Origin of the sequence: Vibrio sp. 1-2 (7-a), assembly GCF_013048515.1 — a bacterium.
Taxonomy (GTDB): Bacteria; Pseudomonadota; Gammaproteobacteria; order Enterobacterales; family Vibrionaceae; genus Vibrio; species Vibrio diabolicus.
In genome coordinates, this window is the sequence record NZ_VHSQ01000001.1 from 1,434,619 (window position 1) to 1,460,692 (window position 26,074).

Here is a 26,074-nt window from a genome sequence, read left to right on the forward strand (position 1 = left end):
GATACAAAAAAGCCGAGCAACTAAGGGCTCGGCTTTTCATATCAGGATAACGATGTAAGATTACTCTTCGTTACCTTCCTCTGCATCATCAGCAGCTGGAGCTTCTGAAGCGTCTTGCTGCGTATTTTCGCCTGTTGACTCTAACGCTTCTGCATCTTCATCAGCAGGCAGCTCTTCATCATCAACTTCTTCAATACGTTGCAAACCAACAACTGATTCATCTTCCGCAGTACGGATAAGCGTTACACCTTGTGTGTTACGACCAACCTGGCTAACTTCACCCACACGAGTACGTACTAACGTGCCAGCATCGGTGATCATCATCATTTCATCACCTTCAACAACCTGGATAGCACCAACTACCGGGCCATTTCGCTCAGAAACTTTGATAGAAACTACACCTTGAGTGCCACGACCTTTTGTCGGGTACTCGCTAAGTGCTGTACGTTTACCATAACCGTTTTCTGTAACCGTTAGGATGTCGCCTTCGTGCGAAGGAACAATAAGTGATACAACTTGGTCATTTTCAGCCAGTTTCATACCACGAACACCAGAGGCGGTACGACCCATAGGACGAACACCTTTAAACTTAATCTCTGGCTGACCGTTCTCATCAAGAACTGGTTTACCATTTTCATCAAGTACTGGAATCTCTTCTGCTTCTTTAAAGCGAACCACTTTACCCGCTTTAGAGAACAGCATGATTTCGTTTTCGCCGTTAGTGATATCCACACCGATTAACGAATCGTCTTCACGTAGGTTCACAGCGATTAGGCCGTTTGAACGAACATTTGCAAATTGGTTCAACGGCGTTTTCTTAACCGTACCGTCACCTGTTGCCATGAAGATGAATTTGTCTTCAGAGAATTCATCTACACGTAGAATCGCGGTAATGCGCTCACCTTCTTCGAGCGGAAGGATGTTCACAATTGGCTTACCACGCGCAGTACGGCTCGCTAGAGGCAATTGGTAAACTTTCAGGCGGTATGTCTTACCACGAGTAGAGAAACACAAGATGTTATCGTGGGTATTCGCCACTAGAAGACGCTCGATATGGTCTTCATCTTTCATCTTAGTCGCACTCTTACCTTTACCACCACGGCGCTGTGACTCGTAGTCGCTCAGTACTTGGTACTTAACGTAACCACCGTGAGATAGAGTAACTACAACGTCTTCACGTGCGATCAGCTCTTCCATGTCAATATCATGGCTCGCAGCTGTGATTTCTGTACGACGAGCGTCACCAAAGCCGTCACGAACCGCTTCAAGTTCTTCACGGATAACTTCCATCAAACGCTCAGTGCTCGCAAGGATATGCATGAGTTCAGCGATTTCTTCTAGAAGTGTTTTGTATTCGCCAAGAATCTTCTCGTGTTCTAGGCCTGTTAGTTTATGTAAACGTAGATCTAGGATAGCTTGTGCTTGTTGCTCAGTCAGGAAGTACTGACCATCACGAATACCGTATTCAGGCTCTAGCCATTCAGGGCGCGCAGCATCTGTACCAGCACGCTCTAGCATTGCTGAAACGTTGCCTAAATCCCAACCACGAGCGATAAGACCCGCTTTTGCTTCAGCCGGTGTAGGTGCCTTACGGATAAGCTCAATAATTTCATCAATGTTAGCAAGCGCTAGAGCTAAACCTTCAAGGATATGAGCACGTTCACGCGCTTTACGCAGTTCGAAGATAGTACGACGTGTCACAACTTCACGACGGTGATCAACAAAGCACTTCAACATATCTTTTAGGTTGAATAGCTGTGGCTGGCCATTGTTTAGGGCCACCATGTTGATACCGAAAGTGGTTTGCAACTGAGTCTGAGCGTATAGGTTGTTTAGAACCACTTCGCCCACTGCGTCGCGCTTACATTCAATAACAATACGCATACCGTCTTTATCTGACTCGTCGCGTAGTGCACTGATGCCTTCAACTTTCTTATCTTTAACTAGCTCAGCGATCTTTTCGATCAAGCGAGCTTTGTTTACCTGGTATGGGATCTCAGTGACGATGATGGTTTCTTTACCATTCTTCTCCACTTCGATGTCCGCTTTCGAACGCATGTAGATTTTACCGCGACCTGTTTTGTACGCGTCTACAATGCCTTTACGACCGCTGATCAGCGCCGCCGTTGGGAAATCAGGACCAGGAATGTAATCCATTAGTTCATCAATAGTGATTTCTTCATTATTGATGTATGCAAGACAGCCATCGATCACTTCGCCAAGGTTATGAGGCGGGATGTTGGTTGCCATACCTACTGCGATACCAGAAGCACCGTTAACCAATAGGTTTGGAATTTTAGTTGGAAGAACCGCTGGGATCTGCTCAGTACCGTCGTAGTTTGGTACGTAGTCTACGGTTTCTTTGTCTAGGTCAGCCAATAGTTCATGGGCAATTTTTGCCATTCGAACTTCGGTGTAACGCATTGCCGCAGCAGAGTCGCCATCGATCGAGCCAAAGTTACCTTGACCATCGACCAGCATGTAACGAAGCGAGAACGGCTGAGCCATACGTACGATTGTGTCGTACACAGCACTATCACCATGTGGGTGATATTTACCGATTACGTCGCCGACAACACGGGCTGATTTTTTATATGGTTTGTTCCAATCGTTGCCTAGTACGTTCATCGCGAATAAAACGCGGCGGTGTACTGGTTTTAGGCCATCACGCACATCTGGAAGAGCACGACCCACGATGACTGACATCGCGTAGTCTAGGTATGAACCTCTAAGCTCATCTTCAATGTTTACGGGCGTGATCTCTTTAGCTAAATCGCTCATAGAGCCATTATCCCTCTATTATCTGATCGTAATTACGATACGTGTAAGGTGCAAAAATATAACACACAATTCATCACTTCGGCATCACTTTCCCTCTCCTTTTATCAGGTTGTGAGCTTGGTTATGAATCAAATGTCGAGAATTTGCACACTAATCCCATATCTTTCTGATTAGTGGTTATATTTCGGTCAATATTGAGCAAAATCGGACTCTTTACGCGGAAAAGCGAGGTAAATTCCTTTAACTACACAACGCGAAAATGCAGGTTTTAGAGTTATTGTCACTGGCACCAGTTCAAGGATGAACCAAAAACAATAGCGAGCGCTTTACAAATTACAGGCACCTGTCTCGATTGCCGCGCCAGTGAACTCTGTCATTGTCCCTTAACTAAGCACATCGAGGTTGTTTGGGTGTAAAACGTTGGAGTATACTGGCGCCCTCTAAAGGACTCAGATTGAATGCAATAAAACCAATTATGACTAAAGCACAAAACGTCGACCCAAGTGAAATTAAGAAATTCGAGGACATGGCTTCTCGATGGTGGGATTTAGAAGGCGAGTTTAAGCCGCTTCATCAAATTAACCCACTTCGTTTGAACTATGTACTTGAAAAAGCAAATGGCTTGTTTGGCAAGCGAGCACTTGATGTCGGCTGTGGTGGTGGCATTCTTGCTGAAAGCATGGCAAAAGAAGGCGCTATTGTGACGGGGCTTGATATGGGTAAAGAACCATTAGAAGTCGCGCGACTACATGCATTAGAAACAGGCACTCAACTGACCTACATTCAGAGCACAATAGAAGACCACGCTATAGAAAACGCAGGAACTTACGATGTCGTGACTTGTATGGAGATGCTTGAACACGTTCCAGATCCTCTCTCCGTTATCCGCTCTTGTGCTGCGCTAGTCAAACCCGGTGGTCACGTGTTTTTCTCAACTTTGAACCGAAACATTAAGTCGTACTTATTTGCTATTGTCGGTGCTGAGAAGCTTCTTAAGATTGTTCCTGAAGGCACTCATGAGCACGATAAGTTTATCAAGCCAGCCGAAATGATGAAGATGATAGACCAAACTGACCTGACGGAAATGGGCATTACTGGGCTTCATTACAACCCTCTAAATGACAGCTACAAACTCGGTCGTAATGTAGATGTAAACTACATCGTTCATACCAAAAAATACTGAACGCTGTTGCGTTAAAAAATGTGTTTTGTGATTGACATTTTTTAAAGAAAATGAATCGGAAGCGGTAGCACAAAGTTGCCGCTTTTTTTGTCTTTTTATGTCTAAAATTCGTGCTCTAGATTCCATTTTGACCAAGCCATTTTTCGTAGATAAAAACGGCCAAAGATCAAGGAAAATATTTTTGCATGCGGTTATTTCTAAACCGATCTCGAAACCGTACTTTTAACCATTCAAGTCTGCCCTTTTCTCATCGGTTAGTGTTCACTTACTGATTTTTTTCATTTTGTCAGTTATCCACAAGTCATCCCCGATCTGTACCTTGATAAATCAGTGTAATAGCACTATCTTGTAACCCGCAAACAAATGAACCCCTATATGTTGTGTTTAAGCGACAATATATAGATAGACTTTGATCACAAAGCCGCCGCAAGCTTTACTCATATTGCACATAAACAAACAAAAATACGGCTTTTATCAGTTTTCTTAGGGAAATAAAGCAGAATGAACCAACAACTTACCGTCACCAAGCGTGATGGCCGTAAAGAAAGTATCGATCTGGATAAAATCCACCGCGTTATCACTTGGGCTGCAGAAGGTCTAGATAATGTTTCGGTTTCTCAAGTAGAACTTCGCGCTCACATCCAGTTTTACGACGGCATCACAACGACAGATATTCACGAGACAATCATCAAGTCTGCGGCAGACCTGATCTCTGAAGAGACTCCGGATTACCAATACCTAGCTGCTCGCCTAGCGGTATTCCATCTGCGTAAAAAAGCGTATGGCCAATACGAGCCACCAACGCTTTATGATCACGTGTCTCGCCTCGTCGATATGGGTAAGTACGATCAACATATTCTAGAAGACTACACAAAAGCAGAACTCGACGAACTTGATGCGTACCTCGACCATAAACGCGACCTAAACTTCTCATACGCGGCAGTTAAGCAGCTAGAGGGTAAGTACTTCGTACAGAACCGTGTTACGGGCCAAATTTACGAAAGTGCTCAGTTCTTATACATCCTTGTAGCAGCGTGCTTATTTGCGAAATATCCAAAAGCGACGCGTCTTGATTACATCAAACGTTTCTACGATGCGACATCGACATTTAAGATTTCTCTACCTACGCCAATTATGTCTGGCGTGCGCACCCCTACTCGCCAGTTCAGCTCATGTGTTCTGATCGAGTGTGGCGACAGTCTTGATTCTATCAACGCAACAGCAAGCTCGATTGTTCGTTACGTATCTCAGCGCGCTGGTATTGGTATCAACGCTGGTCGTATCCGTGCATTAGGTTCAGAGATTCGCGGTGGTGAAGCATTCCACACTGGCTGTATCCCGTTCTACAAATACTTCCAAACCGCAGTAAAATGTTGTTCGCAAGGTGGTGTTCGTGGTGGCGCAGCGACTGTATTCTACCCAATGTGGCACGGCGAAGCTCGCTCTCTAATGGTGCTTAAAAACAACCGTGGTGTTGAAGAGAACCGTGTTCGTCACATGGACTACGGTGTTCAGTTAAACAAACTGATGTACCAACGTTTAGTTGAGGGTGGCAACATCACACTATTCTCACCTTCAGACGTACCGGGTCTATACGACGCATTCTTCGAAAACCAAGAAGAGTTTGAGCGTCTATACGTGAAGTACGAGAACGATCCTTCAATCAAGAAAGAAACGGTTAAAGCGATTGAAATGTTCACTCTGCTAATGCAAGAGCGTGCATCAACAGGTCGTATCTACATTCAGAACGTGGACCACTGTAATACTCACAGCCCATTTGATTCTGAAGTAGCGCCAGTTCGTCAATCGAACCTATGTCTAGAAATCGCACTGCCAACGAAGCCATTAACTAACGTTGAAGATGACTCGGGCGAGATCGCACTATGTACGCTTTCTGCCTTCAACCTTGGTGCTATCAAGTCTCTAGATGATTTCGAAGAGCTATCTGATCTTGTTGTTCGTGCGCTAGATGCACTGCTTGATTATCAAGATTACCCTCTACCAGCGGCATACAAATCGACGATGAACCGTCGTACGCTAGGTGTTGGTGTGATCAACTTCGCTTATTACTTAGCGAAACATGGCGTGAAATACTCTGACGGTAGCGCAAATGGCCTGACTCACCGTACGTTCGAAGCAATGCAGTACTACCTACTAAAAGCATCGGTAGAACTGGCGAAAGAGCAAGGCAAGTGCCCTTCATTCGACGAAACGAACTACGCGAAAGGCTTACTGCCGATTGATACGTACAAGAAAGATATCGACCTAATTTGTGACGAAGCGCTGCACTACGACTGGGACAGCCTACGTAAAGAAATTATGGAGCACGGCCTACGTAACTCAACACTGACTGCGCTAATGCCTTCTGAGACCTCTTCTCAGATTTCAAACGCAACTAACGGTATTGAGCCACCACGTGGTTATGTTTCAGTAAAAGCTTCGAAAGACGGTATTCTGAAGCAAGTTGTACCTGAGTTCACTGAACTTAAAGACAACTATGAACTGCTTTGGAACATCGGTTCGAACGACGGTTACCTACATCTTGTGGGTATTATGCAGAAGTTTGTTGACCAAGCTATCTCTGCTAATACTAACTACGACCCGTCACGTTACGAGACTGGCAAGGTACCAATGAAGAAACTACTTCAAGACCTGCTAACAGCGTACAAGTTTGGTGTGAAAACGCTTTACTACCATAACACTCGTGATGGCGCAAAAGATGAACAGAAAGACGCTGTTCAACCACAAGATGACGATTGTGCTGGCGGCGGTTGTAAGATTTAATCTACCCGCACCCAACACTCCGTAAAGACAGACTATCGATAACCTCCCCTTATGGGGAGGTTTAAAAGGAATTGAGGCATTATGGCTTACAGTACTTTTAACCAAAAAAAGAATGACCAATTGAAGGAACCAATGTTCCTAGGTCAATCAGTAAACGTTGCACGCTACGACCAACAAAAGTTTGAGATTTTCGAAAAACTTATCGAGAAACAACTTTCTTTCTTCTGGCGTCCAGAAGAAGTAGACGTATCTAGCGACCGTATCGATTACAACAAACTGCCAGATCACGAGAAGCACATCTTCATCTCTAACTTGAAGTACCAAACGCTCCTAGACTCTATCCAAGGTCGTAGCCCTAACGTGGCACTGCTGCCGCTTGTGTCTCTGCCGGAACTAGAGACTTGGATTGAGACTTGGTCTTTCTCTGAAACGATTCACTCTCGTTCTTACACGCACATTATTCGTAACATCGTGAACGACCCTGCTGTGGTATTTGATGATATCGTTGAGAACGAGCACATCCTGAAGCGTGCAAAAGACATCGCGCACTACTACGACGATTTGATTCAAGCGACGAATGATTACCATCGCTACGGTGAAGGTGAGCATGTCCTTAACGGTGAAACGGTTAAGGTTAGTCTGTACGACCTTAAGAAGAAACTGTACATCTGTCTGATGTCTGTGAACGCTCTAGAAGCGATTCGTTTTTACGTAAGTTTCGCATGTTCTTTCGCTTTCGCAGAACGCGAACTAATGGAAGGTAACGCGAAAATCATCAAACTGATTGCACGTGATGAAGCACTTCACCTGAACGGTACGCAACACATGATCAACCTGCTACGTAACGGTCAGGATGATTTCACTTTCATGCAAATCGCAGAAGAAGCAAAACAAGACTGTTTTGACCTATTCAAAGAAGCTGCTGAGCAAGAAAAAGAGTGGGCAGAGTATCTATTCAAAGATGGCTCGATGATCGGTCTAAACAAAGACATTCTAAGCCAATATGTTGAATACATCACTAACATCCGTATGCAAGCAGTAGGTCTACCTGCAGCGTATCCAGAAGCAACAACCAACCCAATCCCATGGATTAACGCTTGGTTGTCTTCAGATAATGTTCAAGTTGCGCCTCAAGAAGCGGAAATTTCTTCTTACCTTGTGGGTCAAATTGACAATGAAGTTCGCGCAGACGACTTCGAAGGATTCGAGCTGTAATGGCAACACTCAAAATCAACAAACTCATCAGTATTGAATCCAACCCTTCCAATACAATTTTGGAAACAATGGAGCAAGCTGGCTTATTACCAGAATACAACTGTCGTGATGGACACTGTGGTGCTTGTCGCTGCAAGTTGGAATCTGGTGAAGTGGAGTATGTTGGTTTTGCCATGGCTTACACGCAAAGTGATGAGATATTACCTTGTATCTGTAAAGCAAAATCGGATTTGTCACTCAGTGGCGTTAACTACGCGATGAAAGAAAAGCAGCGCGCATAACGTGACTCGACGGTATAAAACGCAAAAGCCAAGGTGATTACCTTGGCTTTTTTGTATCTACGTGTTTTACCTCTCAGGCTGTTATAGGTCTCTAGTTATAAAGCACTACCTGGGAGATGCATCTCTTTAACTTTCTCTAAAAATGCATAATGTGCAAACATCGGTTTACGTTCTAGGTAGCGAAGCAACAAGTCTAGTGCTGCCGTACTGATCACTTTAACTTGATCATTGCGCTGATACTTTTTCGAGAGTTTATATAACGCTCCCCACTCGCCTGACGGTGTCGATAAAGCGACGGAAAAAACCCCCTCTTCAATATCGCCAGTGACGAGTGATAAATCCGTCCCACACTTCTCTCGCGTCGCTCCTGCCAGAGCAAACGTTTCTGCTAATGGGTCTCCGCTGTTGCTCATCGCTTGAGTCTGGCTTGGTAGTACCCAACCATGTCCAAGTTGCCTTTCAGCGTTTTCATCACTATTTAACCAATAAGTTAAGTATCCACCACTGCTTTTTTCGGAAACCGACACGGTTAACTCTTTATCCACCAACAGCTGGCCGACATTTTCAACCATAGGTAAATCAATACTAACGGTATTGCTTTCAAGATGCTTATTGATCATCTGCACCAACTTCAAACGCTGTTCAAGCTGGTCAGAAGGGCCAAAGAGTTTCACTTCAATAAAAGGTAAGTAAGAGCGATAACCAAGCTCATACCCTTGAGGAAGTTTTAGCTGATCAAGCTTGTCCGAGATGCCGGATTCGGAAAGGCCAAACGTATAGATCCGACTACAACATGAACCTTGCACCTCTGGAAAAGCTCTTCTCAGATCAGGCAAAATTTGCGTCTCTGCCATAAGCTTAAATTCACTTGGCACACCCGGCGTAAAATAAAAAATGGCATCATTAATCAGCATCTTGAAACCACAGGCCGTGCCTATCGGGTTATCCAGAATCTCAGCCGTTTCTGGTAGCATGGCTTGTTTTAAATTACTGTCTGGCATTGGGATGCCACGTCGAGCATACAAACTTTCTAGATGCTGCAACCACTCTTTGAAAAGCACGAGTTTACACTCAGCAGCTCTCGCTGCGGCGGCCGCACTCATATCATCGGTCGTTGGCCCTAAACCACCATTCACGATCACCACGTCATTGTTGAAGCTCAACATTAAAAACTCTTCAACCAAGCTCGACAGGCTATCACCAACCGTTGAGCGCTTTGTTAAGCCAAATCCATGTTGATAAAACAGGCTAGATAACCATGCCGCATTAGTATCAACAATATCACCGTGGAGCACTTCCTCACCGGTACTAAGCATTGCTATTTTCACAACTGACTCCTGAACATAAGCACAATCCTATTATTCGTTATAGTGCTTATTTTTCTTTTTATTTGGACGAATCTCGACGAGATATATTGGGACTAAATAAGGATCAAGTATTTAAATGGTTGATGTTTTGAGGGATAATTGCGAGCCCGATCATCACACCATCAACTCGGAGACCTTTGTGTCAAAATCATCCATGTTCAAGAAAACTCTAACTGGCCTTTGCTTGACTTCGTCAGCGCTTGCGCACGCAAGTCAGTACGATATGACCAGTCATATGGAGTTTTCTTACACACCTGATTGCTTGTCAGGTTACTGCGAAACGACGACTCTGTACACCTTCGAGTCTCAAAATCGCGGTCTTATGTTTGAACAGAATAATGATGATTCATTAAATCTTGATGCAGGGCTTCAGCCTAAACATCTCATTATCCCTCAAGATAAAGACTGGGATTACCTCATGGGTCAAACCTACACCATTCTTGGCCTGAGTATCGCAACCGTTGGTATGATGACTTTCCTTCCAGAAAGTATCACTAAGTGGGACGAAGAAGACCGAGACATGAGTAAGCTGGGTCAAAAATGGAAAGATAATGTCTCTGACGGGCCTGTTTGGGATCGTGATGAACATGTCCTTAACTACATCATGCACCCTTATTTTGGCGGCGTTTACTACACAGCCGCACGCCACGCTGGCTATAACGAGTTTCAGTCATTCTTGTACTCCGCAACCATGTCAACGTTCTTTTGGGAGTACGGAGTAGAGGCATTTGCAGAAGTGCCATCTTGGCAGGATATTTTTATCACACCATTCTTTGGTGCTGTGGTTGGCGAAATGATGCTCACTGCTGAGCAAGATATTGTAGCAAACGGCGGCGAAGTCATGGGCTCTGAAACCGTCGGTGATGTATCACTCTTCTTCCTAAACCCTGTTGGGCATATCCATTATTGGGTAACCGATGCATGGGGCGGTAGTGCAGAATTACAATTTAATTCATCACCTTGGTTTGGTAATCAAGACGTCGCAAAATTCGCAATGGACGCAGGCGCCAACTACGACAGCCAATTTTACGGTGTCGAACTAAAAGTAACATTTTAGCCTTGACTTGAGTTGATACTCAGTAGAAAAGCAGCCTTATGATGGCTGCTTTTTTGTGCCCTAAACATCGTTTTAATTATTTGCTTCACGAATTAGTGTCAAAAATTGACTTTCATCAAACATAACCCTCTCCTAGCACCTACACTAAATAAAAGGATTTATTCCAATAACTTAAGTAGCACGTTTATTCGTACTGCGTCCAAACCTTATTCCAGGAGGGGACATTATGAACACCGTATTTATTGTTAATTTTGTCGGACAAGCGTCACCCGCAACTATCAAAGAACTCGCAGCAATTACTCATAAAAATGGCGGTAAATGGCTGATAAGCAAAGTAAACTTTATTGAAGATCAAGTTGCAGGTGTCATCAAAGTAGAGCTTCCAAGAGAAAATGCCGACATCGTTAAAGAGGCGTTCTCTTCATGTCAAACTCTCGTGGTTAGGTTCGTTGACTCGGATCCTCACTCGCATCGTGAAGACACTATCTTTCAGCTTCGCTTAGATGCCAACGATAGAGCAGGTATTGTGAATGAAATTACTCACGTTCTCGATAATCAAGGCATTTCAATTCTAGATATGGATTGCCAACGCGTATTCATTGCAGGCGGCGGTGGGGTAAGCTCCAGCTTATTCAGCGCAAAAATGGCGATTAAATTGCCTAGCGAGCTAGAGATTGAGGACGTGGCTAATGAGTTAGAATCTCTGAGTGAAGACACTCGTGTAATTGTAGAAAGCTAACTGCATACCTTTAACGCTTCCCCAATAAAAAAGAGCAGCAATTCAGCTGCTCTTTGTCGTTCTAATACTCAATACGTTTTATTTCACCGACCACTGAGATAGTGAACGTTTGAAATCAGAGTAGTCAAATTCATTCAGTTTTTGAATGTCACCATTCGAGCGTTCACAGTAAACCGAAGGCATACGTAGACCGTTGAACCAGTTCAGTTTCACCATGGTGTAACCTGCACTATCTAGAATATGCAGACGCTGTCCGATCTCGAGAGGCTGTTCGAAGTTCGCCACGCAAAACTGGTCACCAGCTAAACAAGAGCACGACCCAATCACGTATTCATGTTCACCGTTTTCAGATGCTTCAAGAATGGACGCTGGCTCGTTGTAGATAAGTGTATCCAAACGGTGAGCTTCTGTTGCCGAATCGACAATCGCCGTCTTCTTCACGTTCTCCACAATATCAACCACTGTTACAACAAGATCGGTTGTCTTAGTGATGATCGCTTCACCCGGCTCTAGATACATTTGTACGCCGTGTTTCTCTGAGAATGCTTTAAGCGCTAAACCCAACTTCTTGATGTCGTACCCCGGCCATGTGAAGAACACGCCGCCACCCATGCTTACCCAGTCCAGCTTATCTAGGTACTCGCCAAACTGCTCTGAAATAGCATCGAGTAAGCCGATAAACGCATCCACGTCTTTGTTCTCACAGTTCATGTGGAACATTACGCCATCAATACCATCAAAAATTTCCGGTTTGATGTGATCAGCCTGAACACCAAGACGAGAGAATTGACGAGCTGGGTTTGCTAAGTCTTGCCCTGCGTAGCTCACACCTGGGTTTAGTCGCAAGCCAATCGATGCTTTACCTTCGACAATATGACGATAAGCCGCTAGCTGTGACTGAGAGTTAAAGATCATCTTGTCACAGATGTCCGCCACGTCGCGAACGTCATCTTCGCTGTAACCCACACTGTATGCGTGTGTCTCACCACCGAACGTTTCGTAACCAAGCTTCACTTCAAACGGGCCAGAGCTGGTTGTTCCGTCTAGGTAAGGCTTGATGATGTCGAATACACCCCATGTTGAGAAGCACTTCAGTGCTAATACAAGCTTCACACCAGAGATGTCTTTTAGCTGTTTTGCTTTCTCTAGGTTCTCAATCAGCTTGTCTTCATTAATCATGAAGTATGGCGTTTTTAGTTCGTTTTGTTGCATTTTGATACCTTACGTCCCTTCGCCTTAGCAAAGGCACTATAAAATCGAACAAAGCCGACGCAAGTGCATCGGCTTAAACGTAAAAATAAGAGTCGCTAAATTCTTACTTCAATTTATGGATAACAGGTTGTCCTGGATCCAGTTCTTGAACATGCCAATCTAGACCAATCGATGGCATGGTTTCTAGGAATGGGTCTGGATCTAGCTGCTCCATGTTGAACACGCCTTTGTCTGCCCACTTACCACGGAAGAACTGCAAAGCCGCAGTGATCGCAGGTACGCCAGTGGTGTATGAGATAGCTTGGTGTTCAACATCTTCGTATGCGACTTCGTGATCAGCGTTGTTGTAAATAAATACACTGCGCTCTTTGCCATCTTTCTTACCTTGAACCCAAGTACCGATACACGTTAGGCCAGTGTAACCAGGAGCTAGTGATGTTGGATCTGGCAGCAACGCTTTAAGCACGTGCAAAGGTTGAACAACCGTGCCGTCGTGAAGCGTTAGTGGATCTGGGCTGAGTAGACCGATGTCACGCATTACGTTGAAATAGTTCAGGTAACGGTCACCAAAGCCCATCCAGAATTCGATACGTTTCGCCGGGATGAACTCTTGCATAGATCGAACTTCGTCGTGCGCCATTGAGTACACTTTATGTGAACCACAGTTCGGGAATTCAAACTCAAGCATACGTGAGTGACAAGGTACTTGTTTCCACTCGCCGTTTTCCCAGTAGAAGGAATCACCTTGAATCTCAAGCATGTTCGTTTCTGGGTCAAAGTTAGTTGCGAACTTCTTACCGTGGTCACCTGCGTTTACATCCATTACGTCGATAGTATCGATTTCATCGAACAGATGTTTCACCGCGTATGCAGCAAACACCGATACTACGCCCGGATCGAAACCGGCACCAAGAATACCTGTGATACCCGCCTCTTCAAACTTCTCACGGTAGCCCCACTGCCAATCGTAAGCTTGAGGTACTTGTTGGCCTTCAGAGCACAAATCAACCGCAACAGATGTATCAAGGTATGACACTTTAGCTTGGTAACATGCTTCCATAATAGACATGTTCACCCAAGGAGGACCCGCGTTGATCACTAAGTCAGGCTGCACTTCTTTAATTAAAGCAACTAAAGAATCTACGTCGTCCGCGTTTACCGCACGAGCTTCTAGTTTCTTAGTTGAATCTTTCAGATTGTTTTTCTTCTGAATCGATTCGATGATTTTCTCACACTTACCTACGGTACGTGATGCGATTGTGATATCACCCAGAACGTCGTTGTTTTGTGCTGCTTTATGTGCAACTACCCAGCCAACGCCGCCTGCACCAATCTGTAGAATTGCCATAGTTTTCCGTTACCTTTGTTAAACTAGCTCTGCCGCTAGCGTATTGATTTTTGAGAGCAAAGATTCAAAGTCCGCCGTCGTCAGACACGGGTTCAAAATCGTAAATTTAAGCGCGGTTTTATCGTCGACAATGGTTTCACCCAATACCGCGATACCGCGTGTTAACGCTTCTAAGCGCAACGTTTTGTTCAGTTCGTCAAGATCCGCTGATTCATGTGTCGCGCGGAACAGAACCGTAGATAGCGATGGTTCAGCCAACAACTCAAAGTGTTTGTTATCTCGAATCATGTCCGCAACTTCAAGCGTCTGATCAAGCAAATGATCGTACATATCGCCTAGGGCTTTTGGCCCCACGCTTTGCATCGTCATAAACACTTTGAGCGCATCAAAACGCTTAGTTGTAGCAATAGACTTATCCACCAAGTTCGGTAGTTCGTCGTGTTCGCGGTTCAAGTAGTCTGCGTGATGAAGCAGGAATTTAAAGTTAGACTTGTCATTCACCAACAGCGCGCCACAACTGATGGTTTGGTAAAACAACTTGTGGAAGTCTACGCTGATGGAGTGTGCACGCTCACAACCTTTCAGACGGGCTTTTTGGCTACTTAGAATCAGAGCTCCACCGTATGCACCGTCGACGTGCATCCACATGTCATGTTTCGCTGCCATATCGGCGATAAAGTCTAGGTCATCAATAGCACCGTGATCCGTTGTGCCCGCTGTGCCGACAATTGCAAATGGGATCAAACCTTCTGCTTTTGCCTGATTTAGAACTTCGTCTAACTTAGTGACATCCATCGTTCCATCGGCATTAGCATCGACGGTCATAACCGCTTTTTCACCCAATCCCATCCAAGACGCTGATTTTTGAACCGTGAAGTGGGATTTTTTCGAACATACAATACGCAGCTTGTCTGCGTATTCAGGAAGGCCAAGCTTTTGAATTGAGTGCGCACTGAGTTTGTCAGCAATCCAATCACGCGCAAGCATCAAACCCATTTGATTACTTTGCGTGCCGCCGCTCGTGAAGATACCGTCCGCTTTTTCACCTAACTTGTATTTATCGCATAGCCAGTTCACAACTTTCTGTTCAACATAAGTCGCTGATGAAGCTTGATCCCATGAGTCCATTGATTGGTTCAAAGCCGCAATCATTGCCTCTGCGGCAATAGCAGGCATCAACGGTGGAGTATGAAGGTGAGCGATACAATCTGGATGTTGAGTAAAAATCGCGTTTTTCGCGACCAACTCGGCTGCATCATCAATAACCGTTTTGAGAGGCGCATTTTTATTGTCAAGATCAACAGCATGGATCGCTGCTTCCAATGCTTTTGGATCCATACCTGAGTATGGTGCAGCAACCTGTTCAAACACTGATTTCATTGCTGTCGTAGTGTGATTCATCACCGAAGCAAACTCATTGCTGCCCAACTCTCCAGTGTGGATGAAATGCTTCTTCCATTCATCTTGTGGCTGAGTTTCGATGTGACTACCGCCTGCTGCTAAAATCGCGTCTTCAAATACACGTAAAGCAAAGTCGATTTGCTCAAACGAGATGATAAGAGGAGGAAGGAAGCGAATTACTGCACCTTCACGTCCGCCTTTCTCAACGATCAAGCCACGCTCAAGTGCTGCGCGTTGAATGGAAAGAGTGAGTTCACTATCCGCTTGAGGTTCGCCAAATTTATTGAGCTCACCGTTTGGATTTTTAATCTCCACACCAAGCATCAAACCTTTGCCACGTACTTCTGCGATACAGTTCACGCGCTTTTGAATGCTTTCAAGACCATAGCGCAAATACTGGCCCGCAATATTGGCATGCTCAACCAGATTGTCACGCTGGATGATTTCTAATGCTTTCGCACCAGAGACCATGGCTAACTGATTGCCACGAAACGTACCTGTGTGTTCGCCCGGCTTCCAAGTATCATGCTGCTTGTTGATAACCAATAGCGACATTGGTAAGCCACCGCCAATAGCTTTTGATAAACACAGGATATCTGGAACAATGCCCGACTCTTCAAATGCGAAATTGTAGCCAGTTTTACCAACACCACACTGGATCTCATCGAAGATCAGTAAGATACCGTGTTCATCACAAATACGACGTAACTCTCGCAGCCAGAATGCTGGCGCAGGAACAACACCACCCTCACCTTGCACTGGCTCAACGATGATCGCAGCAGGCTTCATAATGCCCGATTCATCATCGTTTAAAAGACGATCGATATAGCGAATACTTGCTTTCGCACCTTCATCACCGCCAAGCCCAAATGGACAACGCAGATTGTATGGGAAAGGCATAAAGTGCACGTCTGACATTAAACCAGTTCGACGCGCTTTCGTACCTAGGTTGCCCATCATGCCCATTGTGCCGTTAGTCATACCATGATATGCGCCACGAAAAGCAAACATGGTGTTGCGACCAGTAGTCTGCTTCGCGAGCTTGATCGCGGCTTCAACTGCATCGGCTCCAGACGGACCACAAAATTGGATAACGCTGTTCTCACTTAACTCTTGAGGAAGAAAAGATTTAACAGATTGAATAAACGTCGTTTTTGCTGATGTTGCAATATCTAGCGTCTGATATGGCAGACCCGAATCTAATTGCTCTTTCAGAGCTTGGTTGATTTCAGGATGGTTATACCCCAAAGCTAGAGTGCCCGCCCCCGCAAGGCAGTCTAAAAAGATCTGTCCACGTGTATCTTCAACCAAGCAACCAAAAGCTTGTTTGATTGCGATTGGCAAGCGACGTGGATAAGAACGTACTTCAGATTCATGCTCAGCCTGATCAATCAATACTTGATCTGGCGTTAAGTCATACGTTCCCTCGACGATAGGAACCTGAGACGAAAAAATGTTTGCGATATTGCTATCGACTTCAAAGGCAGTGCTCATACTACATAATCCCTTGAATTATAATAATTCTATATCCTGTATTAATAATCATTGGAATGAAGTTACAGGAGGTGTGTATACCCCTCCGCATTTGTCAGTGCAAAATGACAAATACAGATCATCCGCCACGATATTCGTGACTTTATATATAAAAGGGATTAATCAAGGTTCCGTAATGCACCCGTTTTGTAAAACAGGACATTTCGGCAGTATGAAGCTGATTAGTGTGTGTTTATTCAAAGGTTTCAATGTTGGGTTTCCCATTAATATGCCGCTTTTACAGCATTAGTATCCCGTCTATCGACAAAAGGCTTTGCCGATACCTACCCTACGCAGTGTCACAATCAGCTTGAATGGTCACTACGCGTATCCCCCAGAGATCAAACGTTGTTAATTACGCTCCGAGATTGCGCGCGAATTTATCACAAAATAAAATCTTCTGGCAACGATTTTTCATATTAGTAACAGTGACGCAAATCACAACAAAGTTCCCCCTAGTGATATTTGTACATTCATACTCATCTACAACGCTTTTCTTCTTTTCTCAAATACCTGTTATTTAAACAAATATCCTTACAATATCAGCACCATGAACCAAAACGGTTTATGAACATACCACTCTTTAATCGTAGAACATTATTTTCAGTATCCAAGGTATTTAACAGAGCTAGTATTTACGTTACTGCTCAGCCTAAAGCGATGAGTCTTTATTCACAGAACTTTGATTGACTAAACTTAAACTAGCTGGATGGTTATGGCCATGAAGTGACGTTGCTATGGCTAAAATTAACAAGAAGTTAAGTTAGTAAGCTGAAGGAGCTCAGTGCTTAACGAAATCCATCACAGAGAAGAAATATAAGATTTGAAGAAATACAAAAAAGGCCCAACATTTTCATGCTGGGCCTTAAATCTGGAGCGACACACGAGGTTCGAACTCGTGACCTCAACCTTGGCAAGGTTGCGCTCTACCAACTGAGCTAGTGTCGCGTTTAATATGAGATGGTGCCCCGGGCCGGACTTGAACCGGCACAACGCGAACGTCGAGGGATTTTAAATCCCTTGTGTCTACCAATTCCACCACCAGGGCACACAAATATTCTTTGTGATGCCTTTACAGAAAAGTAAAACACCATCTGATACCGCTAACGCCATATCAATAAAATTTGGAGCGACACACGAGGTTCGAACTCGTGACCTCAACCTTGGCAAGGTTGCGCTCTACCAACTGAGCTAGTGTCGCATTTATTCTCGAAAGCCATTCACTCTCAAAAGAATAATGGAGGCGCCTCCCGGAGTCGAACCGAGGTCCACGGATTTGCAATCCGCTGCATAGCCACTCTGCCAAGGCGCCTCATTTGTGAATAAAGTTAAACTTTTTCACCACCCTTTTGAGCTGTGCTCTCTTGGGTACGGGATGCATTCTACGGATTCGAGCGATCGAGTCAATACTATTTTTATTTTTTTAAATCGTTTGACTAGAATTTGTGCGAAAGACGGTAGATTGCTTAGTTTTAATACTAAAAATCGCTTAAATACACTTGTTTATCATAAAACTTTGGCTACGCCTTACACTGCTGGCCGTGCGTTACGTGTATTGAAGCGTTAACAATCAGGAGACTCGCTTCTCTGAAACTCTCCAAGGGCAAAAACAAGACTTAGATCACATATGGAATTCTATCGAAACAGGAACTCAGATAGAAATTTCAAGCATGGCCGTTAGCAAGCATTAAAAAACGTGAGAAGCAAAGAAATGCTGTAGATTATCTTAGATACAAAAAAGCAGGCTATTAAGCCTGCTTTCTAATATCAGAATTTAATGATGCTCTTCATTCAACAGATCATCTTTCGCAGCAGCTAAATATTGAATCATTGACCAGTACGTCAAGAAAGTTGCCACATACAAGGCCGCAAAGCCTAGCCAAACCATCCATTCATCGTAACGCCATATCAACACCCATAAGGCGAACATTTGCGAAACAGTTTTTACTTTGCCAACCCAAGATACCGCAACACTCGCTCGCTTACCGATTTCAGCCATCCATTCTCGCAATGCTGAGATAATGATTTCTCGCGCAATCATCGTTACCGCAGGAATGGTCACCCAAATTGAATGATAATGTTCCGTGATTAGAATCAATGCCGTTGCCACTAGCACTTTATCAGCGACAGGATCAATAAACGCGCCAAAACGAGAAGTTTGGCCAAGTTTACGGGCCAACATGCCGTCAAGCCAGTCAGTAAAACCCGCTACCCAAAACACCATTGCTGCTGCAAACGGTGCCCATGAATAAGGTAGATAAAAGACAACCACAAAAACAGGGATTAGGAACAGTCTAAGAAGAGACAGAATGTTCGGGATATTCAAACGCATTTTATTATTCTCTTACACATTGCGGCTTAATGTTGCGCGATTTTCCTTATTGTTTCAATGCTTGGAAAATAATTTCTGCTAAAGAGTGACTTATTCCCGGTACTTTGGCGATTTCTTCGACACTTGCACGTTTAAGTTCTTGTAACCCACCCATGTACTTGAGTAACGCCTGACGTCGTTTAGGGCCGATTCCCTCAATCCCTTCGAGTGCACTCGTACGTCTGGTTTTACCTCGCTTAGCACGGTGCCCCGCTATAGCATGGTTATGGCTTTCATCACGAATATGTTGAATAAGATGCAGCGCAGGAGCATCGCTTGGTAAATGAAACTCGTCCCCATCGACTGTAATCAGCGTTTCTAAGCCCGGTTTGCGAGTGACCCCTTTCGCAATACCAATCATGATGGGACGCTTTGGCCAATCACCCCAATATTGCGAAATAATATCATGCGCACGATTTAACTGACCTTTACCACCATCGATAAAGATGATGTCGGGAATTTTCTCTACGTCCAATTGCTTTGAATAACGGCGCTCCAACGCTTGTCCCATTGCAGCGTAGTCGTCCCCACCGGTAATCCCAGTGATGTTATAGCGACGATACTCCTGCTTAACGGGGCCTTCATTGTTGAACACCACACACGATGCAATCGTACTTTCCCCCATAGTATGGGAGATATCAAAACACTCCATTCGAGCTATAGACTCCAACTTCAATGTTTCGCGAAGCGCATGAAAACGCTGATTAATCGTCATCTTGTGATTGATTTTGGTGGTAATCGCTGTTAGTGCATTCGTGTTCGAAAGCTTGAGATACCTTGCTCGAGAGCCAGTTGGCGACGTATGGAAATGAACCTTACGGCCTGCCACTTCACTTAACGCTTTCTGTATTGGCGCAATATCTTCTGCCAACTCTTGATTCAAAATAATACGAGAAGGAATCGTGCGCGCTTCGTTGTGGCTCAAATAGTATTGAGTCAGAAAACTATCGAACACTTCCTGCTGGCTTGTATTTTGTGGGATTTTCGGAAAATGGCTACGGCTACCAAGCACTTTACCTTGGCGTATCATCAGGATATGGATACACGCGATACCATTCTCCTGAGCAAACCCGAGTACATCCATATCATCCATGCTGTCTTCTGAGACGTACTGCTGCTCTTGAACACGCCTAATCGCTTGGATTTGATCGCGAAATTTAGCGGCATCTTCAAAGCGCAATTGCTGACTGGCAACTTCCATTTTCTCAATCAACTGTTTGAGTACTTGCTGATCTTTGCCTTGCAAAAACATTCGCACAAAGCCAACCAACTCTGCATATTCTTCATCAGAAATGATGGTATTAACGCATGGTCCTGCACAACGGCCAATTTGGTACATCAAACATGGACGCGTTCGGTTGGAATAGACAGTGTCTTCACACTGGCGCACAGGAAATATCTTTTGCAGCAAATGCAATGTTTCTCTTACTGCACCAGAATCTGGGTAGGGGCCAAAATATTCACCTTTGCGCTTCTTGGCGCCACGGTGGATAGAAAGCCGTGGGTGCTTATGACCGCTAATAAAGATATAAGGGTAAGACTTATCATCTCGCAGCAAAACATTGTATTTCGGTAAATACTGCTTGATGTAGTTATGCTCTAAGATGAGCGCTTCTGTCTCAGTGTGAGTCACTGTGACGTCAATTTTGGCGATATTACTGACAAGCGCGCGAGTTTTATCACTGTCTACTTTTTTTCGAAAGTAGCTTGAAAGGCGCTTTTTTAGGTCTTTGGCTTTACCTACATAGATGACAACAGCTTCGGCGTTGTACATTCTGTAAACGCCGGGCTGATGAGTTACTGTCTTGAGAAAGGAAGCCGAATCGAAGGGAGGATTCACGCTAAAGGGTCTCGGTGTCCAGCATTCCGTGGCGAATCGCTAAGTGAGTTAACTCAACGTCACCATTAATGTCCAATTTACTAAAGAGTCGGTAGCGATAGCTGTTGACTGTCTTTGGACTTAAATTAAGTTGCTCAGAAATATCCGTTACCTTTTGGCCTTTGGTGATCATAAGCATGATCTGCAATTCACGTTCGGATAAGTCTTTAAAAGGGTTCTCAGAGGCTGGAGAAAATTGACTCAATGCCATCTGCTGCGCAATCTCTGGTGAGATGTAACGCTGCCCACTATTAACTACACGAATCGCATTCACCATTTCATCAGGGCCAGCACCTTTGGTTAAATAACCAGACGCACCTGCCTGCATCACCTTGGTTGGAAACGGGTTTTCTGTATGAACGGTAAGTACGATGATTTTCACATCAGGATTCACGCGAAGAATTTTTTTAGTGGCTTCCAAGCCACCAATTCCTGGCATGTTCATGTCCATTAAAACGACGTCAGCATGATTACTGCGACACCATTTTACTGCATCTTCACCGCTGTCAGCTTCTCCTGCTACGTTCATTCCACGGACGTCTTCAATAATACGTCGTATCCCTGTGCGAACCAGCTCGTGATCATCTACAAGGAAAACATTTATCAAACTTGTATCTCCACACTTTGTATTGGTTCTGCACCCACATAACCATTATTTGTTAAATGTGGATATCAGTATGACTGCCTATATACTAACGTAATCGACAAAAAATTGCTTTCTATGAATATGTGCTGAAACGCAAACTTTAGCAAGAACTTATTCATAAACCACTCTATTATTTTAGAGCGTGATGAGCAGAACCGAAATCTAAGAAAAGACAATTAACAACATTAAGTACAATAAATCAAGTAACTAGGTTTCATATTGCCCAGAGAAACACGCTATAACTTAAAATGACACTGTCCCTCTTGCACCAGAGGCTAACTTGTAATCACTAATTCCAGCAAAAATTTGAACCGTTTTCTTTACTGGTTATTTTTACAGTTCTTAATGTTAAACTAACGTTCTTCAAGTTTTCTAAGGTTTCTCACATTTGAATATCCAACAAGGCTTTCTGCTTACTCGACAGGCACGAGACATCAAAGGTCAAACTCAAATCGAGCTGTGGCTTTCGACAGAAGCAGGTCCTACTCAGTTACTTATTAATGGTGAGAAGCCAGTATTTTTCATCGCTCAGAAACACTCAGAGCAAGCAAAAACACTCGCGCGAGAAAAAAACATACCCGTCGACATCCGCCTGTTGGATCTCAAAACGTTTGAACATACGCCTCTTTCTGCATGCTATACCAACGTAACCAGAGACGCTCTCACACTTAAAGACACGTTCGCTCAAAATGATATCACCACTTACGAAAGTGATATTCGCCTCGCCGATCGCTACCTCATGGAGCGTTTTATTAAAGGCAGTATTGAGTTTACAGGCAATGTTACTCGTACCAATGGCTACCAACGCGTCCAGAACGCAAAATGCCGTGCGGGGCAATATGAGCCGAAGTTAAACGTTGTCTCGTTAGATCTAGAATGCTCTGAGAAAGGCATTCTTTACTCCATCGGGTTAGACAGCGTCATGGATTCCCGCGTTATCATGATCGGAGAACCAGAACCTTCGGATACACCGATACAATGGGTCCAGGATGAAAAGGCGCTTCTAGAAGCACTCATCGATTGGTTTAAAAAATTCGACCCCGATGTCATTGTCGGTTGGAATGTCATTGATTTTGACTTTCGTCTGTTACACAAACGAGCAGAATGGCACAACATGAAGCTAATGCTTGGCAGAGCAGACCAAGCCAGCTTTTTTAGAAGTTCATCTCAAAGCCAACAAGGGTTTATCTCCATTCCCGGGCGAGTTGTGATGGATGGTATCGATACGCTAAAAACGGCTACTTACCACTTTCGATCTTGGTCATTAGAGTCTGTATCTCAAGAACTCTTGGGGGAAGGTAAAGAAATCCACAACGTTCATGACCGTATGGATGAGATCAATCGTATGTACCGCTCCGACAAACCATCGCTGGCTAAATATAACTTACAAGACTGCGTGTTGGTGAACAAGATTTTCAATCACACTCACCTGCTCGACTTTGCAATTGAACGCTCTCGCCTCACTGGTGTAGAACTGGATCGTGTCGGTGGCTCGGTAGCGGCATTCACTAACTTATACATGCCGCAAATACACCGCGCAGGCTATGTTGCCCCGAATCTACACCCAGAAAATTGGATTGCGAGCCCCGGCGGTTACGTGATGGACTCCATCCCTAACCTATATGATTCCGTTTTGGTGTTGGACTTTAAGAGTCTATACCCATCGATTATTCGCTCTTTCTTGATTGATCCTATGGGTTTGGTTGAGGGGTTATTACTCGATATTGGTAAAGAAGATGATCAGGCAGTACCTGGCTTTCGCGGTGGTCAGTTCCATCGTACGAAACACTTTTTGCCAGAAATGATTGAAAAGCTTTGGGCGGCACGTGATGTTGCAAAGAAGAACAATGAAAAAGCTTTTTCTCAGGCAATCAAAATCATCATGAACTCGTTTTATGGCGTACTGGGGTCATCGGGATGTCGTTTCTTTGATACTCGGTTAGCTTCTAGTATTACCATGCGCGGACATGAGATCATGAAGCAAACTAAAGTGCTGATTGAGGAACAAGGCTATCAAGTGATTTACGGCGATACGGATTCCACATTTGTGTCGTTGAATCGACCATACAGTCAAGTAGAGGCCGACGCTGTTGGAAATCAATTAGTTGATTACATCAACTCTTGGTGGCAAGAACATCTGCGCTCTGAGTACAACCTAACATCTATGTTGGAAATTGAATATGAAACCCACTATCGCAGATTCCTTATGCCAACGATTCGTGGCGCAGAAACTGGCTCGAAAAAGCGCTATGCGGGTTTAATCGGTGAAGGAGAGCAAGAGCGGATTGTATTTAAAGGGTTAGAAAGTGCCCGTACTGACTGGACCTCGTTAGCACAGAAATTTCAAAATACACTCTATAGCATGATTTTCCATGGTGAAGACCCAAGCGACTATGTCCGAGAGATGGTTGAGAAAACTAACAACGGTGAATTTGATGAACAGTTAGTGTATCAAAAGCGACTGCGCAGAAAACTGCATGAGTATCAGAAGAACGTCCCGCCACAAGTGCGTGCAGCTCGTTTAGCGGATGAGATAAATGCCAAGCTTGGACGCCCATTACAGTATCAAAACAAAGGACGAATTGAATACATTATAACCGTGAACGGTCCTGAACCTTATGAGTACCTCAATAGCCCGATTGATTATCAACATTACATTGATAAACAACTCAAACCCGTTGCAGATGCGATTCTCCCTTTCATTGGGACGGATTTTGACAGGCTTTCAGCGCCTCAAATGGGGTTGTTTTAACCGATACGAAACTCTGTTTTCTGGTACTGTTTGACTAACCAATCACCAAACGCATCAATTAGCCCGATAACAGAACGCTTGGGAATACCCCGGCCAGAAAGTAAAATTTCTAGCCGCTCGATCTCAAGCTGCTTTTCAGGATGATAAGTTAAGAATACCTTGCCACATTGTATAGGGTCATCAAACCAACGTTTATCTCGATACATCACCACAGAGTATGACGCCCTTAGTAGCTTTTTAGCAATCACGCGTTGAGCGGCCACCTGCTCTTCTATCGTCTTCGCTTGGACGATTTTTTTGCGATACACCGTAATCCAATCTTCCACATCCATATTCCAGTGCTTAGCAATTTCCCAACTTGGGACGTAATCACCAAAACAGTCTGCTAGATCATCACCATAAACACAGACACAGCAATGCTTAAGCATAAAGCCCCAAGTGAAAATACTATCTAAATTAGCTACTTCGCTCACTAAGGCTGTACGGACCGATACACCATTAACTTGAGGGTAACTCTGCTGCGCACGCCACTTAATTGTGTTGAGCAAAGTCGCGCGATTGTGCTCAAAGGATGATTGAGTAACGACAACCAGGTCTAAGTTCGACCTCCCAGCGACCGCTGTTTTGCGAGCGACGCTACCATACACATAAACGCTGTGTAAGTTTTGCCCCAGTCCACCTTTGAGACAAGCGGTGACTTCTCTAATTAAAGGCGCAAACTCTGGTTGAAATGGTTGTTTAGGATCGATAACAGGCAGAGACATGACTTAAAACGTGTTCTCAGATGGTTCAAGAAGTTGGACTATATGTTCTCTTAGCCGACTCACTGAATCAAGTCCATTCAGGTGTTTAGTCATGGGAGTAACAACAAATTTCTGCAATGAATTTTAATGCTAGGCGGCTAACTTAGCGCTATAATCACCGAGTTTTGCTTAATAAGTATGAATAGGAATATACAATGCCAAAGGCAAGTGAAATCAAAAAAGGCTTCGCAATCGAGTCTAATGGTAAAACTCTTCTAGTTAAAGACATCGAAGTAACGACTCCTGGCGGTCGTGGCGGCGCTAAAATCTACAAAATGCGTTGTACAGATCTAAACACGGGCGCACGTGTAGATGAGCGTTACAAGTCTGATGACGTTGTTGAAACGGTAGAAATGAACAAACGTGCAGTTGTGTACTCATACGCTGACGGCGATGAGCACATCTTCATGGATAACGAAGACTACTCACAATACACATTCAAGCACAATGAAGTTGAAGACGACATGCTGTTCATCAACGAAGATACACAAGGTATCCACATTATCCTTGTTAACGGTGCTGCTGTGGGTATTGAACTACCATCTTCTGTTGAGCTAGTGATTGAAGAAACTGACCCTTCAATCAAAGGTGCTTCTGCATCTGCTCGTACTAAACCAGCACGCTTCGCTTCAGGTCTTGTCATCCAGGTTCCTGAGTACATTGCAACTGGTGACCGTGTTATCATTAACACAGCTGAACGTAAATACATGAGCCGAGCATAA

17 protein-coding genes and 4 tRNA genes are annotated in these 26,074 nt (G+C 44.3%); 8 read left to right on the plus strand and 13 right to left on the minus strand.

All coding sequences use genetic code 11. From position 1 onward, the window contains the following. Positions 1-60: 60 nt before the first annotated feature. Positions 61-2,781 carry a DNA topoisomerase (ATP-hydrolyzing) subunit A gene (gene gyrA, locus FKN08_RS06500; protein WP_005376821.1) on the minus strand — a complete coding sequence of 907 codons (2,721 nt, stop codon included), beginning with the start codon at positions 2,779-2,781 and terminating at the stop codon, positions 61-63. A 475-nt stretch (positions 2,782-3,256) separates the two neighbouring features. On the opposite strand from gyrA, the gene ubiG reads away from it, so the two are divergent. The 4 genes from ubiG (at position 3,257) to yfaE (ending at position 8,244) form a co-directional block, all read left to right on the plus strand. After that, positions 3,257-3,964, plus strand: a complete 708-nt coding sequence (ubiG, locus tag FKN08_RS06505; RefSeq protein WP_005376820.1) for a bifunctional 2-polyprenyl-6-hydroxyphenol methylase/3-demethylubiquinol 3-O-methyltransferase UbiG — start codon at positions 3,257-3,259, stop codon at positions 3,962-3,964. A gap of 501 nt (positions 3,965-4,465) precedes the next feature. Further along, on the plus strand, positions 4,466-6,748 hold the full coding sequence (nrdA, locus tag FKN08_RS06510) for a class 1a ribonucleoside-diphosphate reductase subunit alpha (RefSeq protein ID WP_170891602.1): 2,283 nt from the start codon (positions 4,466-4,468) through the stop codon (positions 6,746-6,748). Positions 6,749-6,829: 81 nt separating this feature from the next. Next, positions 6,830-7,963, plus strand: a complete 1,134-nt coding sequence (nrdB, locus tag FKN08_RS06515) for a class Ia ribonucleoside-diphosphate reductase subunit beta (RefSeq protein WP_005376818.1) — start codon at positions 6,830-6,832, stop codon at positions 7,961-7,963. After that, on the plus strand, positions 7,963-8,244 hold the full coding sequence (yfaE, locus tag FKN08_RS06520; protein ID WP_005376817.1) for a class I ribonucleotide reductase maintenance protein YfaE: 282 nt from the start codon (positions 7,963-7,965) through the stop codon (positions 8,242-8,244). The genes nrdB and yfaE overlap by 1 nt, the downstream gene beginning before the upstream one ends. Before the next feature lie 95 nt (positions 8,245-8,339). Here yfaE and FKN08_RS06525 read toward each other — a convergent pair whose 3' ends face one another. Beyond that, positions 8,340-9,572: a CinA family nicotinamide mononucleotide deamidase-related protein gene (locus tag FKN08_RS06525; protein ID WP_170891603.1), complete on the minus strand. Its 1,233-nt coding sequence runs from the start codon at positions 9,570-9,572 to the stop codon at positions 8,340-8,342. Positions 9,573-9,765: 193 nt separating this feature from the next. On the opposite strand from FKN08_RS06525, the gene FKN08_RS06530 reads away from it, so the two are divergent. Together FKN08_RS06530 and FKN08_RS06535 are read left to right on the plus strand one after the other, a co-directional pair. Further along, positions 9,766-10,668 (plus strand): DUF3943 domain-containing protein, encoded by a 903-nt coding sequence (locus FKN08_RS06530; RefSeq protein WP_170891699.1) that lies wholly within the window; start codon positions 9,766-9,768, stop codon positions 10,666-10,668. 226 nt (positions 10,669-10,894) lie between these two features. Beyond that, positions 10,895-11,407, plus strand: a complete 513-nt coding sequence (locus FKN08_RS06535; RefSeq protein WP_170891604.1) for an ACT domain-containing protein — start codon at positions 10,895-10,897, stop codon at positions 11,405-11,407. Between the two features lie 78 nt (positions 11,408-11,485). Here the strand turns inward: FKN08_RS06535 and nspC are convergent, their stop codons facing one another. The 10 genes from nspC to uvrY all read right to left on the minus strand — a co-directional run bounded on the left by nspC (position 11,486) and on the right by uvrY (position 21,758). Continuing rightward, positions 11,486-12,619 (minus strand): carboxynorspermidine decarboxylase, encoded by a 1,134-nt coding sequence (gene nspC / locus FKN08_RS06540; protein WP_170891605.1) that lies wholly within the window; start codon positions 12,617-12,619, stop codon positions 11,486-11,488. Between the two features lie 103 nt (positions 12,620-12,722). Beyond that, positions 12,723-13,967, minus strand: a complete 1,245-nt coding sequence (locus FKN08_RS06545) for a carboxynorspermidine synthase (protein ID WP_170891606.1) — start codon at positions 13,965-13,967, stop codon at positions 12,723-12,725. Positions 13,968-13,985: 18 nt separating this feature from the next. Further along, a complete protein-coding gene (locus FKN08_RS06550) occupies positions 13,986-16,862 on the minus strand; it encodes a pyridoxal phosphate-dependent class III aminotransferase (protein ID WP_150919065.1) in 2,877 nt (958 codons plus the stop codon). Between the two features lie 911 nt (positions 16,863-17,773). Next, positions 17,774-17,849 (minus strand) — tRNA-Gly (locus tag FKN08_RS06555). 13 nt (positions 17,850-17,862) lie between these two features. Next, a tRNA-Leu gene (locus tag FKN08_RS06560) sits at positions 17,863-17,949 on the minus strand. A gap of 77 nt (positions 17,950-18,026) precedes the next feature. After that, a tRNA-Gly gene (locus FKN08_RS06565) sits at positions 18,027-18,102 on the minus strand. 37 nt (positions 18,103-18,139) lie between these two features. Then, positions 18,140-18,213: transfer RNA gene (locus tag FKN08_RS06570), tRNA-Cys, on the minus strand. 462 nt (positions 18,214-18,675) lie between these two features. Further along, the gene (gene pgsA, locus FKN08_RS06575; protein WP_005394805.1) at positions 18,676-19,233 is read right to left on the minus strand and encodes a CDP-diacylglycerol--glycerol-3-phosphate 3-phosphatidyltransferase; all 558 of its coding nucleotides are present in this window, start codon (positions 19,231-19,233) and stop codon (positions 18,676-18,678) included. Positions 19,234-19,279: 46 nt separating this feature from the next. Continuing rightward, positions 19,280-21,112 (minus strand): excinuclease ABC subunit UvrC, encoded by a 1,833-nt coding sequence (uvrC, locus tag FKN08_RS06580; RefSeq protein ID WP_170891607.1) that lies wholly within the window; start codon positions 21,110-21,112, stop codon positions 19,280-19,282. 1 nt (position 21,113) lies between these two features. After that, a complete protein-coding gene (gene uvrY, locus FKN08_RS06585; protein ID WP_005386783.1) occupies positions 21,114-21,758 on the minus strand; it encodes a UvrY/SirA/GacA family response regulator transcription factor in 645 nt (214 codons plus the stop codon). A 427-nt stretch (positions 21,759-22,185) separates the two neighbouring features. Here uvrY and FKN08_RS06590 point away from each other — a divergent pair, with 427 nt between their 5' ends. Then, a complete protein-coding gene (locus FKN08_RS06590) occupies positions 22,186-24,549 on the plus strand; it encodes a DNA polymerase II (protein WP_047009984.1) in 2,364 nt (787 codons plus the stop codon). Here FKN08_RS06590 and FKN08_RS06595 read toward each other — a convergent pair. Further along, positions 24,546-25,313, minus strand: coding sequence for a nucleotidyltransferase domain-containing protein (locus tag FKN08_RS06595; protein WP_170891608.1), 768 nt, complete (start codon positions 25,311-25,313; stop codon positions 24,546-24,548). The genes FKN08_RS06590 and FKN08_RS06595 overlap by 4 nt on opposite strands. A gap of 194 nt (positions 25,314-25,507) precedes the next feature. Here FKN08_RS06595 and yeiP point away from each other — a divergent pair, with 194 nt between their 5' ends. Continuing rightward, the gene (gene yeiP, locus FKN08_RS06600) at positions 25,508-26,074 is read left to right on the plus strand and encodes an elongation factor P-like protein YeiP (protein WP_005376801.1); all 567 of its coding nucleotides are present in this window, start codon (positions 25,508-25,510) and stop codon (positions 26,072-26,074) included.